The sequence below is a fragment of the Paenibacillus sp. FSL R7-0272 genome, from assembly GCF_037969905.1.
Taxonomy (GTDB): Bacteria; Bacillota; Bacilli; order Paenibacillales; family Paenibacillaceae; genus Paenibacillus; species Paenibacillus polysaccharolyticus.
On the sequence record NZ_CP150221.1, the window covers coordinates 2,454,132 to 2,470,753 of the forward strand.

The 16,622-nt window shown below is 46.6% G+C and carries 18 protein-coding genes; 16 read left to right on the plus strand and 2 right to left on the minus strand.

Features of this window, described 5'->3' with window-relative positions; all coding sequences use genetic code 11:
- The first annotated feature begins 16 nt into the window (after positions 1-16).
- The 8 genes from ftsY to trmD all read left to right on the plus strand — a co-directional run bounded on the left by ftsY (position 17) and on the right by trmD (position 6,039).
- Positions 17-1,030 carry a signal recognition particle-docking protein FtsY gene (gene ftsY / locus MKY23_RS10875; protein WP_154886398.1) on the plus strand — a complete coding sequence of 338 codons (1,014 nt, stop codon included), beginning with the start codon at positions 17-19 and terminating at the stop codon, positions 1,028-1,030.
- A gap of 135 nt (positions 1,031-1,165) precedes the next feature.
- Positions 1,166-1,813: a hemolysin III family protein gene (locus MKY23_RS10880; RefSeq protein WP_090923898.1), complete on the plus strand. Its 648-nt coding sequence runs from the start codon at positions 1,166-1,168 to the stop codon at positions 1,811-1,813.
- A gap of 269 nt (positions 1,814-2,082) precedes the next feature.
- Complete coding sequence (locus MKY23_RS10885) at positions 2,083-2,433, plus strand: putative DNA-binding protein (RefSeq protein ID WP_090923897.1); 351 nt, start codon at positions 2,083-2,085, stop codon at positions 2,431-2,433.
- A gap of 68 nt (positions 2,434-2,501) precedes the next feature.
- Entirely contained in the window at positions 2,502-3,878 is a 1,377-nt protein-coding gene (gene ffh, locus MKY23_RS10890) for a signal recognition particle protein (RefSeq protein ID WP_090923896.1), read from the plus strand.
- A 54-nt stretch (positions 3,879-3,932) separates the two neighbouring features.
- Entirely contained in the window at positions 3,933-4,205 is a 273-nt protein-coding gene (gene rpsP / locus MKY23_RS10895) for a 30S ribosomal protein S16 (RefSeq protein WP_056700527.1), read from the plus strand.
- Positions 4,206-4,228: 23 nt separating this feature from the next.
- Positions 4,229-4,459 carry a KH domain-containing protein gene (locus MKY23_RS10900; protein WP_090923895.1) on the plus strand — a complete coding sequence of 77 codons (231 nt, stop codon included), beginning with the start codon at positions 4,229-4,231 and terminating at the stop codon, positions 4,457-4,459.
- 304 nt (positions 4,460-4,763) lie between these two features.
- The gene (gene rimM / locus MKY23_RS10905; protein ID WP_221790593.1) at positions 4,764-5,276 is read left to right on the plus strand and encodes a ribosome maturation factor RimM; all 513 of its coding nucleotides are present in this window, start codon (positions 4,764-4,766) and stop codon (positions 5,274-5,276) included.
- Between the two features lies 1 nt (position 5,277).
- Positions 5,278-6,039, plus strand: coding sequence for a tRNA (guanosine(37)-N1)-methyltransferase TrmD (gene trmD, locus MKY23_RS10910; RefSeq protein WP_154886394.1), 762 nt, complete (start codon positions 5,278-5,280; stop codon positions 6,037-6,039).
- A gap of 98 nt (positions 6,040-6,137) precedes the next feature.
- Here trmD and MKY23_RS10915 read toward each other — a convergent pair whose 3' ends face one another.
- Positions 6,138-7,085, minus strand: coding sequence for a polysaccharide deacetylase family protein (locus tag MKY23_RS10915; protein WP_186811706.1), 948 nt, complete (start codon positions 7,083-7,085; stop codon positions 6,138-6,140).
- A 406-nt stretch (positions 7,086-7,491) separates the two neighbouring features.
- On the opposite strand from MKY23_RS10915, the gene rplS reads away from it, so the two are divergent.
- The 8 genes from rplS (at position 7,492) to MKY23_RS10955 (ending at position 14,353) form a co-directional block, all read left to right on the plus strand.
- Positions 7,492-7,833 (plus strand): 50S ribosomal protein L19, encoded by a 342-nt coding sequence (gene rplS, locus MKY23_RS10920; protein WP_024630190.1) that lies wholly within the window; start codon positions 7,492-7,494, stop codon positions 7,831-7,833.
- 304 nt (positions 7,834-8,137) lie between these two features.
- Positions 8,138-8,758 (plus strand): signal peptidase I, encoded by a 621-nt coding sequence (gene lepB, locus MKY23_RS10925; protein WP_090923892.1) that lies wholly within the window; start codon positions 8,138-8,140, stop codon positions 8,756-8,758.
- Positions 8,759-8,795: 37 nt separating this feature from the next.
- Positions 8,796-9,659 carry a ribosome biogenesis GTPase YlqF gene (gene ylqF / locus MKY23_RS10930; protein WP_090923891.1) on the plus strand — a complete coding sequence of 288 codons (864 nt, stop codon included), beginning with the start codon at positions 8,796-8,798 and terminating at the stop codon, positions 9,657-9,659.
- A 413-nt stretch (positions 9,660-10,072) separates the two neighbouring features.
- Positions 10,073-10,777 carry a ribonuclease HII gene (locus tag MKY23_RS10935; RefSeq protein WP_244159417.1) on the plus strand — a complete coding sequence of 235 codons (705 nt, stop codon included), beginning with the start codon at positions 10,073-10,075 and terminating at the stop codon, positions 10,775-10,777.
- Between the two features lie 31 nt (positions 10,778-10,808).
- Complete coding sequence (locus tag MKY23_RS10940; protein ID WP_339837937.1) at positions 10,809-12,926, plus strand: DNA ligase; 2,118 nt, start codon at positions 10,809-10,811, stop codon at positions 12,924-12,926.
- The gene (locus tag MKY23_RS10945; protein WP_090923889.1) at positions 12,923-13,234 is read left to right on the plus strand and encodes an EscU/YscU/HrcU family type III secretion system export apparatus switch protein; all 312 of its coding nucleotides are present in this window, start codon (positions 12,923-12,925) and stop codon (positions 13,232-13,234) included. The genes MKY23_RS10940 and MKY23_RS10945 overlap by 4 nt, the downstream gene beginning before the upstream one ends.
- Complete coding sequence (locus MKY23_RS10950; protein WP_154886390.1) at positions 13,228-13,626, plus strand: YraN family protein; 399 nt, start codon at positions 13,228-13,230, stop codon at positions 13,624-13,626. Before MKY23_RS10945 ends, MKY23_RS10950 begins: the two co-directional genes overlap by 7 nt.
- A 175-nt stretch (positions 13,627-13,801) precedes the next feature.
- Positions 13,802-14,353 (plus strand): nitroreductase, encoded by a 552-nt coding sequence (locus MKY23_RS10955; protein ID WP_339837943.1) that lies wholly within the window; start codon positions 13,802-13,804, stop codon positions 14,351-14,353.
- 284 nt (positions 14,354-14,637) lie between these two features.
- On the opposite strand, the gene MKY23_RS10960 is transcribed toward MKY23_RS10955, so the two are convergent.
- On the minus strand, positions 14,638-16,248 hold the full coding sequence (locus MKY23_RS10960) for a YifB family Mg chelatase-like AAA ATPase (RefSeq protein ID WP_339837946.1): 1,611 nt from the start codon (positions 16,246-16,248) through the stop codon (positions 14,638-14,640).
- Between the last annotated feature and the right edge of the window lie 374 nt (positions 16,249-16,622).

Consider the following 16,622-nt stretch of genomic DNA (forward strand, 5'->3'; position numbering starts at 1 on the left):
ACGATGGAGGGGCTTTATGAGTTTCTTTAAAAAGCTACGGGACAGCATTGCAAGTAAAACGGAGTCGGTTACTAAACAGTTTAAGGATGGCCTGGAAAAGACACGCAAAGGGCTTGTGGAAAAAGTAACCGATCTGGTCATTCGCCGCAAAAAAATTGATGAGGAATTTTACGAGGAACTTGAAGAAATTCTGATCGGGGCAGACGTAGGCGTCAATACGGTCATGAATCTGATCGAAGACCTGCGCGCAGAAGTGAAGAAACGCAAAATTGAGGATGCGGCTGAGTTACAGCCTGTGTTGTCCGAGAAACTGACAGATTTGCTTCGTGGGGAACAAAACAATGAACTGAAAATGAATCCGGATGGCATTACGGTTATTTTATTTGTTGGTGTGAACGGTGTTGGTAAAACAACGACGATTGGCAAGCTGGCTCACCGTTTCAAGCAGCAAGGGAAAAAAGTAATTATGGCCGCTGGAGATACGTTCCGCGCCGGAGCGATCGAGCAGCTTGAAGTATGGGGACAGCGTGCAGGCGTTGATGTGATCAAACAGCAATCCGGTTCTGATCCGGCTGCTGTGATGTACGATGCGGTGCAGGCCGCGAAACAGCGCGGAGCCGATGTGTTGTTATGTGATACGGCAGGCCGATTGCAAAATAAAAGTAACCTGATGGACGAGCTGAACAAAATCTATCGTGTCATTCAGCGTGAGATTCCAAGTGCGCCGCATGAAGTGCTCATGGTGCTGGATGCGACGACGGGACAAAATGCGCTGAATCAGGCCAAACTTTTCGGAGAGAAAAGTGGAGTAACGGGTCTTGTATTGACCAAGCTTGATGGAACAGCTAAAGGTGGTATTGTAGTGGCAATCCGTCAGGAGCTGGACCTGCCTGTGAAGCTCGTTGGTCTTGGGGAGAAAATTGATGATCTGCAGGAATTTGATTCTGAGCAGTTTGTTCACGCGTTGTTCGCAGGATTAATTCAGGAGCAACCGGCAGAGAATGCCGAAGAAGAGAATACACAATCCTGATCTTGGGTCGTAAATGAATAATCATGTTCACCGTATTGCCGCTGCATCATGTGAGAGCTCACGTGTAATGTCATCGGCAATACGTGTATAATGAAAGGTAACTGATATTGTAATGGGTTAGAAAGGAAGGTTGATATGGCCAATACCTATACCTATTCCCGTCGTGAAGAGGTCGCCAATGCCGTGACACATGGAATCGGTGCTGCACTTAGTGTAGCTGCGTTAGTGTTGTTAATTGTATTTTCCAGTATGAAAGGCACGGCCTGGCATGTTGTTAGTTTTACAATCTATGGTATTACCATGCTGATGCTCTATACGAATTCAACGTTGGTGCACGCGCTCAAAGAGGGCAAGGCAAAAGACTTGTTTGAGTTTTTTGACCACTCTTCCATCTATCTGTTTATTGCAGGCACATATACGCCGTTTTTATTCGTCGCAGTTCGCGGAACGCTGGGCTGGACGCTATTCGGTGTCATCTGGGGCATTGCACTGGCCGGAGTGATCTTCAAAGCCTTTTTCACCAAGAAGTTTCTGTTTATGTCGACGATCTTCTATATTGCGATGGGGTGGCTGATCGTAATTGCTTGGCAACCGCTTGTGTCAGCAATTCCCACAGGGGGGATTGTACTATTGGTTGCAGGAGGCCTGATGTATACGCTGGGGACATTGTTCTATGTGTGGAGAGGTTTCCCTTTTCACCACGCGATCTGGCATCTGTTTGTACTGGCAGGCAGTATTCTGCATTTCTTCGCGGTCTTAATCTATCTGACACCACTTCGTTAGAAGCGTTAAACGAATCGTCTCTTCTTTAGGGATGTTTCGTTTTTCTTTTTGGTTCTGGCTTGAAAGACTTCTAGTTTGCTTTATTGAATGGACAGAAAATAAGTCTTTATAACGTCTAAAAATGGCATTTTTAAACTGTCCATGGCAGGCATAGCGTCTCTTTTTATTGTGACAAGTATTTTTGCTTGACATCCTGATTTGTTTTAGGTATTATTAGGAACGTTGCAAGAGTGTAAAGTGTTTTTCCTTGACGAAGGGAGTGCCCCGATATGAGTCAAGAAAATCGGCTTGAGAAAACAAACCGGATTAACTTGCTGTTTGCCTTTTACGAATCATTGTTGACAGAGAAGCAGCAAACATTTCTGAAATATTACTTTCATGATGATTTTTCACTTGGTGAAATTGCAGCCGAGTTTGAGATCAGCCGCCAGGCGGTATACGAACATATCAAGCGTGCTGAACAAGTGCTTGAAAACTATGAGAGCAAGCTTGGCTTGCTTGAGAAGTATGAAAGACGCAGCCGTTACCTTGAAGATTTACAACAAGCACTGGAACGCGCTGGCGTTACCGTGGATAACAACAAACCAATACACGATCTCGTTGCTTTGCTGGGAGAGTAACCATTGTTTTCAGTGAAGTGAGACGAATCAGTTTTAAAATGGAATTAAAGCATGAAGGAGGTGGGATCATGGCATTTGAAGGATTAACGACCCGATTGCAGAATGTGTTCAGCAAGCTGCGCGGCAAAGGCAAGGTGTCTGACGAAGACGTAGCCGAAGCGATGCGCGAAGTACGTCTGGCATTGCTTGAAGCGGATGTAAACTTCAAAGTGGTCAAGGAATTCATCGCCAAAGTGAAAGAGAAGGCTGTCGGCAAAGAAGTAATGGACAGCTTTACACCCGGAATGGTCATCATTGACATTGTTAACAAAGAATTAACAGAGTTAATGGGTGGAAGTCAAGCTAAGCTGGCGAAGTCGAATAAACCACCTACAGTGATCATGATGGTTGGTTTACAGGGTGCGGGTAAAACGACGACTTCCGGTAAACTGGCAAAAATGTTGCAAAAGCAAAATAGCAGACCTTTGCTGGTTGCAGGCGACATTTACCGTCCGGCTGCGATCAAGCAGTTACAAGTACTGGGAGAGCAGTTGAAGGCGCCAGTGTTCACCCTCGGTGATCAGACAAGCCCGGTGGAGATTGCTCGCCAAGGTTTGCAACACGCAAAAGATAACGGACATGATTATGTGATCGTGGATACAGCCGGACGTTTGCATGTTGATGAAGAACTGATGGAAGAGTTGCGTCAGATTCACAGTGTAGTGAACCCGGATGAAGTATTACTCGTTGTCGACAGTATGACAGGTCAGGATGCCGTTAATGTGGCGGAACACTTTAATCAGCAACTTGCCCTGACCGGAGTTGTACTGACCAAACTGGATGGCGATACACGTGGTGGTGCGGCACTGTCTGTTAAAGCAGTTACAGGTTGCCCGATCAAGTTTGCCTCTCTGGGGGAGAAGCTTGATGCACTGGAGCCATTCCATCCGGAACGTATGGCTTCACGTATTCTTGGTATGGGTGACATGTTGTCCTTGATTGAAAAGGCACAGTCCAATATCGATACCGAGAAAGCGAAGGAAATGGAACGCAAGATGCGGAATGCAGAATTCACGTTCGAGGATTTCCTGGAGCAGATGGATCAGGTGAAAAAGCTTGGACCAATTGACCAGATCATGGATATGATTCCGGGTATGGGCAAGATGAAACAAGCGAAGGACCTGAAGGTCGATGATAAACAGATGGGCCGAATCGAAGCGATTGTCTATTCAATGACAACGGAAGAGAAGCGTAACCCGGATATGATTAACCATAGCCGCCGGAAACGGATTGCTACCGGAAGTGGAACGTCACTCGCAGAGGTGAATCGTCTGATCAAGCAGTTTGATGAGATGCGCCGTATGATGAAGCAATTCTCGGATATGATGGGTCCTAAGGGTGGCAAGAATAAAGCAATGAAACAGTTGAAAGGTCTCGGTAAAGGAATGAAGTTTCCTTTCCGTTGATTGAACAGCCGTTTACATGAGAACCAGATTTCATTGAAGGAGGTGAATTTTCAAATGGCAGTTCGTATTCGTCTGAAACGTATGGGTGCTCACAAAGCTCCTTTCTACCGCGTAGTGGTATCGGATTCCCGTTCCCCACGTGACGGTCGTTTTATCGAGGAGATCGGTTACTACAACCCGGTTGAACAACCGGCTGTTGTTAAGATCGATGAAGATAAAGCATTGCAATGGCTTCAAAACGGTGCGCAAGCATCCGACACTGTCCGCAACTTGCTGAGCAAAGCGGGCGTGATGAAGAAATTCCACGAGTCCAAATTATCTAAATAAGGTGCTGATTCGGAGGGTCATCTATGGAAGAATTAGTAAGCATAATTGCTAAGGCTTTGGTCGATCATCCGGATGATGTGGCGGTTCGGACGATTGAGAAAGACCGGCTTGTCGTTTATGAGTTGACGGTTCATCCCGACGATGTCGGAAAGGTGATCGGAAAACAGGGACGAATCGCAAAATCTCTTCGCACGGTCGTCACATCAGCAGCAGTTAAGATGGATAAACGGGTTACCGTTGATATCATATCTTAAAGATATACGAAAGGGGGTTAGGATGCATGTCCTAGCCCCTTTTCGTGCATGCTGAACTTTATATGTTAGATTAGATATTAAATTGAAATTTTTTTTGGTATGCATGACATCGAAAGCAGTGTAGGGGACGGAATCGATTCTGGAGAAGCGTTAGCGTTCGCCTTTATCACCTCATTTTCACCTTTAAATTATAGATTCAAAAAATGAGGGGGTAACAGCGATCGGAAGAACGAACCGTCGCCGGAACGGCTGTACGAGAGTTGAAATACCTGTTTATTTTGATTGAATTTCGTAGGAGGATTGTATGGCAGAGTTTATGAATGTAGGGAAAGTTGTGAACACGCATGGAATTCGTGGAGAGTTAAAGATCATGCCTTTGACTGATTTTCCAGAAGTACGTTTCGCCCAAAATGCTGAATTGTTTTTGTTTACTCCGGATAATCATCCGGTGCCAGTTACAGTGGAATCTGCGCGTCTGCATAAAAATATGTATATCGTTCGTCTGAAAGAATACGGCAACATTAACGAAGTGGAAAAGTTCAAGGGGGGGATAGCGAAAGTATCCAAAGAAAACCTTGCTGAACTTGAAGAAGGGGAGTATTACTTCCATCAAATCGTAGGATGCGCTGTCATTACGGAAGAGGGAGAGTCAATCGGGACGATTTCGGAGATTCTGACCCCAGGTGCGAATGATGTGTGGGTAGTCAAAACACCGGCGGGAAAAGAAGTGCTAATTCCGGTGATTGACGATGTTGTTCTGGATGTGGATGTAGAGCAGAAGCAGGTCAAGATTCACCTGATGGAAGGACTGCTGTAACATGAAGGTGGATGTATTAACATTATTCCCGGAAATGTTCGATGGTGTGTTTGGCACAAGCATTCTGGGTAAAGCGCAGGCCAAGGGGCTTGTCTCGCTTGGGGCGACCAATTTCCGAAATTACGCAACCAATAAACATAACACTGTGGATGACGCACCATATGGCGGCGGTGGAGGTATGGTGCTCAAACCTGATCCGATTTTTGCTGCCGTAGAGGATGTTTTGCAACAGCGCGGAGAAGCTGCCGCCACAATGAAAGCGCCCCGGATTATTCTGATGTGTCCGCAAGGTGAGACATTTACTCAGAAAAAGGCAGAAGAACTGGTTCAAGAAGATCATCTGATCTTTATCTGCGGTCATTATGAGGGATATGATGAACGAATCCGCGAATTTCTGGTGACGGATGAACTATCTATTGGTGACTATGTTCTGACTGGCGGAGAACTACCTGCTATGGTAGCCATTGATAGCATTGTACGGCTGATTCCGGGGGTGCTCGGTAACGAGACAAGTGCAGTGACGGATTCATTCAGTACGGGGTTGCTGGAGTATCCTCACTATACTCGCCCGCCTGAATTTAGAGGCATGAAAGTGCCGGATATGCTCTTGTCTGGACACCATCTGAATATCGAGGCTTGGCGTAGAGAACAATCGCTGATTCGTACGTTGGAGCGCAGACCTGAACTGTTGGAGTCGGCAGATCTGACGGAGAAGGAACGGAGATGGCTGGAGCAATACCGGGCTGAACAAGATAAGAAATAGGTAAAGATAAAGCCGAGTGGACAGCTTAGACTGCATCCATCGGCTTTTTTGATTTAATCAAGGCAGAATTGAATTATTCGTTTGAAAGCATTACTAATCTAGAACCGCTCACTGAGTATATTGGAACCCGTTTGTAGCAGGGTAGGGAGATCGGTATCATTTGTAACGGTTAAGCGAGGTAAAACCATGGGTGAATCCCCAGGGTGAACAAATCCGGGTCTAACCGTGAATCCCATGCGATATCCATGCTGATGGAGTTTGTAAATCATTTGTTCACTGAAATATCCATAAGGGTAGGCGATATATGGCGTATTGATACCGATATGTTTGATCTGCTCAATATCGTGATCCAGCAGGCTGGTATCCAGCGTAACGGGCAGATCGTCTCCACATACCATATATCCTTTGTGATGCAGGTTAAAGGTGTGGCTATTATACTCAAATACATCGCTTCCTGCAGCCATCTCTTGCTTGGAGATATCGCTTTTTTTACTAGGGTTAAAAGCGACTGGTGTAGACTGAATCCGGCTACCTATGACAAAAAGGGAAGCATGGAAATGATATTTTTTGAGTATGGGATAAGCCAGCGTATAATTGTTTTGATATCCGTCATCAAAGGTAATGACAAATGATTTCTCAGGTAGCGAGATTTCACCGTTAACGTATTGTTCAAGCTGAGCCAGAGTAACGGTTCGGTACCCATTTTCGTGTAAATATTTCATATTCTGCTCGAACACATCCAGGTCAATGATGGATTTATTCTTTGGCTCGTGATTGTCAACTTTTGGTGTAACATAATGATACATGAGAACAGGAACTTTTGTAGCCGTGCCTTGTTTGATAACAAAGTTAGAGCGATCCAGCTTGGAATGCAGCGAAAAGTCCGAGTGAGTTAATGTGAAGAATTTACGTTGTACGATATTCCAAGACGAGCAGGCCTTGTGGGATAACGCGTTGGTGGGATGATTAACAGCATAAGCGTATAATGTAACGGTGCATGTGAGCAAGGCAAGTGAGGCTAGCAATAATTTTCTGATGTGTTTCATGTCTCTCCTGGTTCTCCTTTAGAATTCATCTATTTCTTAAAATTCGTTACGCTGCTCGTGTAATGAGCTTTTAAGTATATGATAGACGATCTTCTATGTCGGAAAGTTACATTATTTTATCCATGAGAGTGGTTGACTTTTTAAAAACGGACCAAAACTTTTCACCTATTTACTAATTAAGAGAAGAAATGGATACGAGAATTGCGAACTATGAGCTGTTAATAAAAAAACACAGATGGATGTAAGACGATCTATTATAAATTTGGTTATTTAGCTTGTGTTTTAATGTGCCACGTGATACAATAATTCTGTTATGTGGAATACGGCGGTCCTCTATGGATAATGAAAGAGACAAGGTGATCTCTGGAAGAAGTATGAACGCCTGTACGGAAGGAGGGAGTCATAGATGAATATCGTTCAAGCGATTACACAAGAACAACTTCGCAAAGATATTCCGAGTTTTCGTCCTGGTGACACTTTGAAAGTGCACGTTAAGGTAATCGAGGGAACTCGTGAGCGTATCCAATTGTTCGAAGGTGTTGTGATTAAACGCCGTGGTGGTGGAATCAGTGAGACTTTTACAGTTCGTAAAATTTCTTACGGTGTAGGTGTGGAAAGAGCTTTCCCGCTTCATTCCCCTAAAATCGATAGAATCGAAGTGGCTCGCCGTGGTAAAGTGCGTCGTGCGAAGCTTTATTATCTTCGTGAACTACGCGGTAAAGCAGCGAGAATTAAAGAAATTCGTTAATATAACGGATACCGGGAAGGGCTTGGAGACAAGCCCTTTTCGTTTTTGTCCGGGAAAAGTTGAACCGGAGGTACACTTCCGAGTAAAATGGTATGGCGGATATGCGGCGTAAAGTCCGGGAGGATTGTGACATCAGTTATCCAAGGCATTTGAATTGTGGTTCAATGTACGGTTGTAATGCTTGGCTGCAAGAATTACATAACTGAGTTGAATAATTTGTTTTCTCTAGTTTTATATAGGGAGGAAGCAAAAAGCTGAATGTATACTGCTATAATCATGTACTGTGAAGAGAGGAAGATCTTGAATGGAACAAGAAGTTCAACAGGACCAGAGCTTACCTGCGGAAGAAAAAAATAATCGATCCAAAAAAGCGAAAAATGAAATAGTCGAGTGGTTGAAGGCCATTGTCATTGCACTCGTGCTGGTTATTCTGATTCGCTGGTTACTTTTTAAACCATTTGTGGTGGACGGGCCATCCATGCAACCGAATTTCTCGACAGGAGAACGTGTCATTGTCAATGAGATACTGTACGATATCCGCGAGCCAAAACGTGGTGAAGTGATCGTCTTCCATGTACCTTCCGAAGGACGGGATTTCATCAAACGTGTTATCGCAGTTGCGGGAGATACGGTTCAGGTTCAGGGAGACACCGTAACGGTAAATGGACAAAAGGTTAATGAGACCTACATCCAGGGTGCTATTGATGCGGCTGAAGCGAGTGGTGGAACGTATAACGTGAAGGATTTCCCGAACGAACAGTTCCCAGACGGCAAGGTGCCAGCGGGTCATGTGTTTGTTATGGGGGATAATCGACCTAACAGTACAGATAGCCGAATGATCGGTTATGTATCGCTGAAAGATATTATTGGCCGTGCTGATGTTATTTTCTGGCCTATTGGAGAAATTAAGTGGATTAACCACTAAAAAACTTAAAGTATGTATTAAATGAGGTGAAGACAAGGTGACGATACAATGGTTTCCAGGTCATATGACCCGAGCCAGACGCCAGATTCAGGACAAGTTGAAGCTCATTGACGTGGTCATCGAACTATTGGATGCCCGTCTGCCTGTCTCCAGCCGTAATCCGATGATTGACGAGATTTTGATGGATAAACCCCGCATGATTTTGCTCAATAAGTCGGATTTGGCGGATGCCAAAGTGACGCAAGAGTGGATTGAGTATTTTAAAAAAGAAGGCATTACAGCGTTCCCTGTGGATGCTTCAACAGGTACCAATGTCAAAGATATTCCTGCTCAGGCAAGACTTCTTCTAAAGGAGAAGATTGATCGTCAACTGGCAAAAGGCATTAATCCCCGAGCTGTTCGGGGCTTGATTGTCGGTATTCCTAACGTAGGTAAATCCACATTGATCAATCGTTTGGCTGGACGGAGCATTGCTGCAACTGGAGATCGCCCAGGTGTAACTAAAGGCCAGCAATGGATTAAAGTAGGCAAGGAAATGGAACTGCTGGACACCCCAGGTATTCTGTGGCCGAAATTTGAAGATCAAAATGTGGGTTACCGGCTTGCTGTGACGGGTGCGATCAAAGAAGAAATCCTGAATGCAGAAGATATCGCATTTTTCGGAATCAGTTATCTGATGCGTTATTATTGGGATGCGCTGGAAGAGAGATATGGTCTTCAGGAGTTCTCCAAAGATGCGGACGATTCGGACAGTGTTATTGCCATTATGGAGCAGGTTGGCCGAATTCGCGGTTGTGTCATCAGTGGTGGACGGATTGATCTGGAGAAAGCATCACGAGCGTTTCTGCGCGAATTACGAGCAGGCAAGATGGGGCGTTTCTCCATGGAAGCTCCTTACTGATCGAAAATATCCTTACAAGAGCCGAAAGAAGCGGCCGTTACCGGATTACCGGGAACGGCCTTTTTGTGTTTTGAAGGCTAAGGGGATATAAATCTAGCATGAATATGGTAAAAAAATGAAGTTAAGTGTGCTTGGTGGAATTGTTTGTTCTGTATAGGAGGTGTCCTGAAATCATGCTATGATAAATGATGTTGAAAATTTGCAGAACATCAGTTTGTATGTATTCAATTTAACGCTAGAACAACCGATAAATGAAGACATCAGGATATTTTTTAAAATCATACTTTTAACACGAAACATTGTGCAGGAATACGATTAATCAGAACAAATATGCGATAGCCTACGTCTAATTAATTATATACATTACATGGGATTACACAGCTACATGAAACATGGGTGAGGAGATGAACAGAATGACAGCAAACCATGAAATGCCGGAGCTTGCATTGCCAGAACTGCAACGCAAACCGAAGAAAAAGAAAAAAGAAACTAGCGAACCTCGGGATCTTTTGGTGTATGAGCGGGAGTATTGGGGTAGCGGGTTTGAATATATCGCAGGAATTGATGAAGTGGGTCGAGGATGTTTGTTTGGGGATGTGGTTGCGGCGGCCGTGATCTTGCCTCAAGGGCTTATTTTGGAAGGGGTCAATGATTCTAAAAAGTTATCAGAAAAGAAACGTGATACGTTATATGACATCATTATGGAGAACGCGCTGGCTGTAGGTGTAGGATATGCAGATGCGGAAACGATTGATCGTCTTAATATTAAACAGGCCGCCAGACTGGCCATGAAACGTGCGGTAGAGGCACTTGATGTAACACCTCATTACATGCTGGTGGACGCGGAAAAGGTGGATTTGAATATACCGCAGTTATCTATTATTAAAGGGGATGCAAATAGCCAATCGATCGCAGCGGCTTCTATTGTGGCCAAGGTAACGAGAGATCGGCTGTGCAAGGAAGAATGGGATACGTTATACCCGGAATATGGTCTGCCCGTACATAAAGGCTATGCAACTCAATTTCATCGGGAACAGATTATGGCACTCGGCGCAACACCGATGCATCGGCGGAGCTTTCTCGGTAATTTATTAGGTGAGCAGCATACGTTGTTTTAATTGAAAGGGAACGGAAAGGAGGGAGAACGAGTTGAATATCAGCTCTATGATTCGTGGTTTAATGGGAGACAGTAAGCCCGGAAACGCCAAGCCGCTCGAATTAAAAGAAGGTCAGGTCGTTCGTGGATCTGTCGTCAGTGTATCGGATGATGGTGGAGAGGCTGTGCTCCAGATTCAAGGGGTGCAGGTGCGTGCCAAACTGGAGACACCGCTCCGTCCGGGTGAGACGACGCTTCTGCAGGTTCAACCTCCAGGTGAAAACGGCATAACGGTAATGAAACCTGTTGCCGGCTCGCTTGCAGAGCTGCCGCAGGCTTCACTGAATAATTTGTTGCAAGAGGTAGGTTTGGCGGATACCAAAGACAACCGTGAATTGTTACTTGCTATGCAACGCAGTGGGCTTCCGCTGACCAAGGATAACGTAGCCATGGTGCAAAACATGATGGTAGCCAAACCTGCACAGGTGCCTGTGGAGGAATGGGTACAGGCGGCGGGCATTGCTTTTCAGAGGGGCCTGCCTATTACGGCCGAAACGGTGAAAGGTTTACATCAGACCGTATTTGGGCCTCCTTTGCATCAGTTGTTAAGTGGTCTTGCGGATCAACTGGAGTCGTTTTTGTCTCAAACGGTGGCAGGTAAGCCGTTTCCTGGCGGCGAAGCATCAGCAGCAGGTTTAAAAGCGGGGGCGTCCACAGGACAGGCGGGAGCTTCTGGAACTTTTACTAATGTTGCTGTTCAGCCAGAAGAGGGAGCACCAACGGTAAATGTGAGCAGGCCAGGAGTCGGAATACCCGTAGCCTCTCCTGTAGCGTCACAGCCGAATCAGGTTCAGACCACTCCAGCGGCGGGTGCAGGATTGACTACAGATGCTGCTGAAGGTGCGGCATCAGACCAGGGGCAACAAGCCAAAGGTAACGTGCCGCTGAATGCAGGCCAGGCGAATGGTGGACAGACAGCAGGAACTGAGACTGCTGCGAAGAGTGTTTCCAGCCAAGCGGAAACGGCTGGCAAAGGGAATGCAGGTATTCCGGCAGGTACCGGAATACCTGGAGAAGGCCCGCCGCGTATTGCGGATGCGGGCCAAGTTGCGAGCCGTCCGGGTACACCTGGGGCGGCGGATACGGCGGCTGGCCGTGCAAGTGCGGGCCAGCCGGAAGGTGCGGCCGTGCGTGCAGACGGCCGCGCAGACACGCCTGCTGCTGCGGCGACACCTTCCGCAACAGGGCAGGCCGCGCCAGCAGCGCCTACGCCAGCACAGCTGGCGCCAAAGCTGCTGGCGTTGCTGGACGCGCTGCGCGGCGCGTCCACTGCCGCACCGGCACAGCCGGGTGCGGCAGCACAAGCCGCCCCTGCTGCGCAGCAGGGCGGCCAAGTGGCTGCGGCTGCCGCAGGCTCGCCGCAGCCCTTGCCAGCCGGCGCTGATGCGCAGCCGGCTGGCGGTGTTGCCGCCGCTTCCGCAGGTGCGGCGGCAGTGCACGCGCCCGTCACCCACGGGGGAGACCCGTGGGTGGGGCGCGTGCTGAAGCTGCTCGGTGCAGAGCACGAGCAGCAGGCCGTTCACGGCGCGGCGATGCAGCCGCGCGTGGGCGAGGCAGCGAGTCCGGCGAACACGGACTCGCTCAAGGGTTTGCTGCTGCAGTTGGCCAGCAGCGACAGTGCCCCGGCGGTGCTGAAAGATGCCGCCAATCAAGCCATACAATACCTGACAGGTCAGCAACTATTGCTCACAACCGATCGCGGTGCAGCGTTTGCGCAAATGCATTGGTTTATCCCCATCACAGGTCCGGACGGTGAACAGACGGCCTCTGTGCAGATTCAATCACGCCGCGGTCAGCGCGGGGAATTGGATGCTTCGAATTGCCGTCTGCTGTTTGACTTGGATATGAGAAGTTTGGGACATACCCTTGTCGATGTACATGTGGTCAATAACATTGTCAGTTTGCGTGTACTTAATGATCGGGAAGAAATGGGAGCTTTGTTGGAGAGTGGACGTGAAATCATTCATCAATCGCTCGACAAGCTTGGATATCAGTTATTGACCTTCCGGGCAGAACCTTGGCCGGCAAGGCAGGAGCTCGGGATGGAGCGGAAGATGACTGCTGCAGATTATAGCCCTGAGCGATACAAAGGGGTGGATTTCAAGGTATGAAAGAGGAATTACCACAGCCGGAGCTTTTATCCAAAAAAGCAGTTGCATTAAAATATGTCCCGGGAGAAAGTGAAGCACCTGTTGTCGTAGCCAAAGGCCGCGGCAAAGTGGCTGAAGCCATACTGGACAAAGCTAAGGAAAACGGCGTACCCGTACAGGAAGATGCAGCTTTAGTTGAAGTGCTCTCCAAACTGGATCTGGATGAACAGATCCCGACAGAATTGTATCAGTTGGTAGCAGAAGTGCTTACTTATGTTTATCGAGCCGATCGGCTTGCCTCAGGCCGAAGTGATAACGAATCATGGTAGAACAGGGATCTGGCCAGAAACCTAGTGGCAAGTTGACCCGTCAGCAGAAGGGAAAGATTGGCGAAGAGGAAGCTTGCCGCTGGTTAGTGAAACAGGGTTATTCTATCCTCCAGCGAAACTGGCGTTGTCGTAGCGGAGAAGTCGATATTATCGCAGTACGTGAAGATTTGTTAATATTTGTTGAGGTGCGAAGCCGAAGTTCCAACTCAGGATTCGGAACTCCACAAGAGTCTGTCGATCAGCGCAAAATGCAACAGGTTCGTTCAACGGCTGGAGTCTACATCCAAATGAGCGGAGAACATACTCGTCAAATTCGATTTGATGTTATTGCGGTGATGATGAACCATTTTGGCAAGATCATGTCCATAAATCATCTAGAAAATGCATTTTAACTTGGAGTTAGTTGATAAAAAGGATGAGCATTTAGACGAGTATAATGTCTATAGTTCATCTTTTTCTATTTGATCCGGAACTCTCTTATCTGCTGTCCTTTGAATCTGGCTAACAGAGAGGTGTATAATGAAATTGCAACCTGGTGTGTACCATTTGGAGAGGGAGGCATGACCCATGAGTAAAACGACGAAGACAATCAACGAAGTCCGCCATGCGATCGAGAATCGCCGCACCGTCAAAAAATTCAAGAAAGATTCTGTTCCAACGGAGCAAATCATCGATTTGCTGGATACAGCCGTTTGGGCACCTAACCATAAATTGCGTGAGCCGTGGAGATTTGTGTTGTTCAATGGCAAAGGACGTAAAAAGCTCGCAGAGGCCATTGAAGCTGAGATGGGTGAGGATAACAAGTTTTCGGGGAGTGTACAACAGGTGCCTGCTATTTTGCTTGTTGTGCTGGAGGAAGATCCGAGACAAGCGATTTGGGATGAGGATTTCGCCGCAGTCAGCGCCATGGTTCAGAACTTTATGCTTGCAGCATGGAGCGAAAATATAGGCACGTTTTGGGTGACCAAACCATTTTTATATGCACCTAAATTTCGGAAGCCACTAGGTATCAAGGCAGGAGAAAAAATTATTGGAATGATCTATATGGGATACCCCGAGGTCACTCCATCAGCGAAAGAGCGTACACCTGCTAAGGAGAAGCTAACGTTATTTGAATAAAAGAACTTCATTCGAGACCACATACATGTGGTCTTTTTTTATATGATCATTTTCAAATAGTGTTTCGTCATAAACCAAATTCCTGTCACTGTTTGATGTTCCCACGATATCTCCTCCGATAAGCTTTTTTTGAAAAGAGACATTCATTTATCTTATGATTTACGTGTAACTGCCAATTCAATTTTTGGATGTGCTTATGATGCCAACCAAGCCGTATAGGTACTCTTCATTAACATGTAAGCAGAGTTCAAATACGGCTTTTGTTTAGCAACTGAATATCCGTATTAAAATAAACTCAAGTCTAACTGCCGATATTGTATTGCTTCCGCGACATGGGCAGTCACAATCTCACCTTCATGATCCAAGTCAGCAATAGTTTGTGCCATTTTCATAATTCGGTCATGGGCACGCATACTCAGGTTCAACGTCTGTATCGTTTGATCCAATAAATGCTCTGCTTCACGAGGTAGATGGATTGTCTTCCGTAAAAATGTGCCAGATAGCTGACTGTTCCAGCGGACAGAACGGTTAGCGTACCGTTTGGCCTGAATGGAATGAGCAGCCATCACTTTGGCTTGCATCTCGGCGGAAGAAGGGGAGGCTCCCGACTTACGCCAATCTCCGGGCGGAGGAACTTCCACCTGCAGATCGATGCGATCCAGCAGTGGGCCCGAAATTTTTGCCCTGTATGCTGCAACGCGAGCCGGACTGCAGATGCAACGCTGATCCTCCGCCTGAGCCGACAGATATCCGCAGGGACAGGGATTCATCGAACAGGCCAGCATGAATTGTGCAGGAAATGTGAACGCAGCTCTTGCCCTACTGATTGTAACCGTCTGATCTTCAAGCGGCTGTCTTAGTACTTCAAGAACCTGACGCTGAAACTCTGGTAGTTCATCCAGAAACAGAATTCCGCGATGGGCTAGACTGACCTCGCCTGGCTTTGGAATGCCGCCACCTCCAATCAAGCCGGAGGTGGATATCGTATGATGAGGTGACCGGAAGGGTCTGTCTGCAATCAGTCCTTGAGGAGCTTCTTTTAGATGTCCCGCCGCACTTAACACTTTAGTTACTTCGAGAGCTTCTTCTTCCGATAAAGGGGGTAAAATCGTCGGCAATCGTTTAATCAGCATCGTTTTGCCTGTACCAGGTAGGCCAACCAGCATGATATTATGCATGCCCGCAGCGGCAATCATAAGTGCACGCTTGACATGATGCTGTCCAAGTACATCACTATAGTCTTCATGTGGATAAGAGAGAAGTTCTCTACCATGATTGGACCGTGCACTGGAAGGTCCAGAGATATGAAGGTGACTGTAGTCTTTTAAAATGATTGGCCTCGCACTCGTTGTTCCCCCTGAAGTGTTGCCATTTAAATCTTGGGATGTAAGGGTATGACCAGGAGCAAGGTCCTTCAGATGTTGAAGCCCATAGATCCCGATTCCACGAATCAAACGCGCCTCCTCCACGTTCTCATAAGGGAGCAGAACCGAAGTAAAACCTTGCCTTTTGGCTAGATCAACCATCGACAATATTCCGGGAACGGGCCGGATTGAACCATCCAGTGCCAGTTCCCCGAGAACTAAAGTGCGTTCCTGCGGGGGAAGAACAAGTTGACCGCTGGTTGTAAGTAAAGCAATGGCAATAGCAAGATCAAAGGAGGAACCTTCCTTACGCAGATCAGCTGGGGCCAGATTAATCGTAATTCGTTGCAAAGGATACTGATATCCACAGTTTTTAATCGCTGCCCGAACGCGTTCCACAGCTTCTCTGACCGCCGAATCCGGTAGTCCGATAATTGAAGTCAGAGGCAACCCATTAGATAAATCCGTTTCAACTTCAATTAATACACCGTCAATTCCATAGAGACACGAGCTATACAACTTTCCATACATAACAAAGAAACACCTCACTCGAATGTTGGGCTACGCGCAGGGCGAGCCAGTCTCGAATTAAGGTGCTTCCTCAGCTTCTACTAGCATTTTATATAAAAGGAATCAGAGCGTCAACCCGGTGTGAATTGAACTGCAATGAGTTTGTCTGAATCCTGAATTGTTCTGGTGATTGTTCTGATGATCCTCCCTGAAGTAGATTATCCGTCCTATTGATCACCTGTAATTATATTTTATACAACTAAATTTAACATGATTAAATAGCAATGTAAAATAATTTGTGCTCAATTATTCTTTTTTTAATCTATTTTGTGATAAGATAGTAATGGGGAACTCAATTTCGCCGCTAATAAAGGTGAAGCAGGATGATTAACCCA

Excerpts from the sequence above, each read along its gene's own strand:
- MKY23_RS10935 (WP_244159417.1), top strand. The coding sequence starts at position 10,073 with ATGACAGCAAACCATGAAATGCCGGAGCTTGCATTGCCAGAACTGCAA.
- ftsY (WP_154886398.1), top strand. The coding sequence starts at position 17 with ATGAGTTTCTTTAAAAAGCTACGGGACAGCATTGCAAGTAAAACGGAG.
- MKY23_RS10945 (WP_090923889.1), top strand. The coding sequence starts at position 12,923 with ATGAAAGAGGAATTACCACAGCCGGAGCTTTTATCCAAAAAAGCAGTT.
- ffh (WP_090923896.1), top strand. The coding sequence starts at position 2,502 with ATGGCATTTGAAGGATTAACGACCCGATTGCAGAATGTGTTCAGCAAG.
- rplS (WP_024630190.1), top strand. The coding sequence starts at position 7,492 with ATGAATATCGTTCAAGCGATTACACAAGAACAACTTCGCAAAGATATT.
- MKY23_RS10885 (WP_090923897.1), top strand. The coding sequence starts at position 2,083 with ATGAGTCAAGAAAATCGGCTTGAGAAAACAAACCGGATTAACTTGCTG.
- MKY23_RS10955 (WP_339837943.1), top strand. The coding sequence starts at position 13,802 with ATGAGTAAAACGACGAAGACAATCAACGAAGTCCGCCATGCGATCGAG.
- trmD (WP_154886394.1), top strand. The coding sequence starts at position 5,278 with ATGAAGGTGGATGTATTAACATTATTCCCGGAAATGTTCGATGGTGTG.
- rpsP (WP_056700527.1), top strand. The coding sequence starts at position 3,933 with ATGGCAGTTCGTATTCGTCTGAAACGTATGGGTGCTCACAAAGCTCCT.
- rimM (WP_221790593.1), top strand. The coding sequence starts at position 4,764 with ATGGCAGAGTTTATGAATGTAGGGAAAGTTGTGAACACGCATGGAATT.
- MKY23_RS10880 (WP_090923898.1), top strand. The coding sequence starts at position 1,166 with ATGGCCAATACCTATACCTATTCCCGTCGTGAAGAGGTCGCCAATGCC.
- MKY23_RS10900 (WP_090923895.1), top strand. The coding sequence starts at position 4,229 with ATGGAAGAATTAGTAAGCATAATTGCTAAGGCTTTGGTCGATCATCCG.
- MKY23_RS10915 (WP_186811706.1), bottom strand. The coding sequence starts at position 7,085 with ATGAAACACATCAGAAAATTATTGCTAGCCTCACTTGCCTTGCTCACA.
- MKY23_RS10950 (WP_154886390.1), top strand. The coding sequence starts at position 13,228 with ATGGTAGAACAGGGATCTGGCCAGAAACCTAGTGGCAAGTTGACCCGT.
- lepB (WP_090923892.1), top strand. The coding sequence starts at position 8,138 with ATGGAACAAGAAGTTCAACAGGACCAGAGCTTACCTGCGGAAGAAAAA.
- MKY23_RS10960 (WP_339837946.1), bottom strand. The coding sequence starts at position 16,248 with ATGTATGGAAAGTTGTATAGCTCGTGTCTCTATGGAATTGACGGTGTA.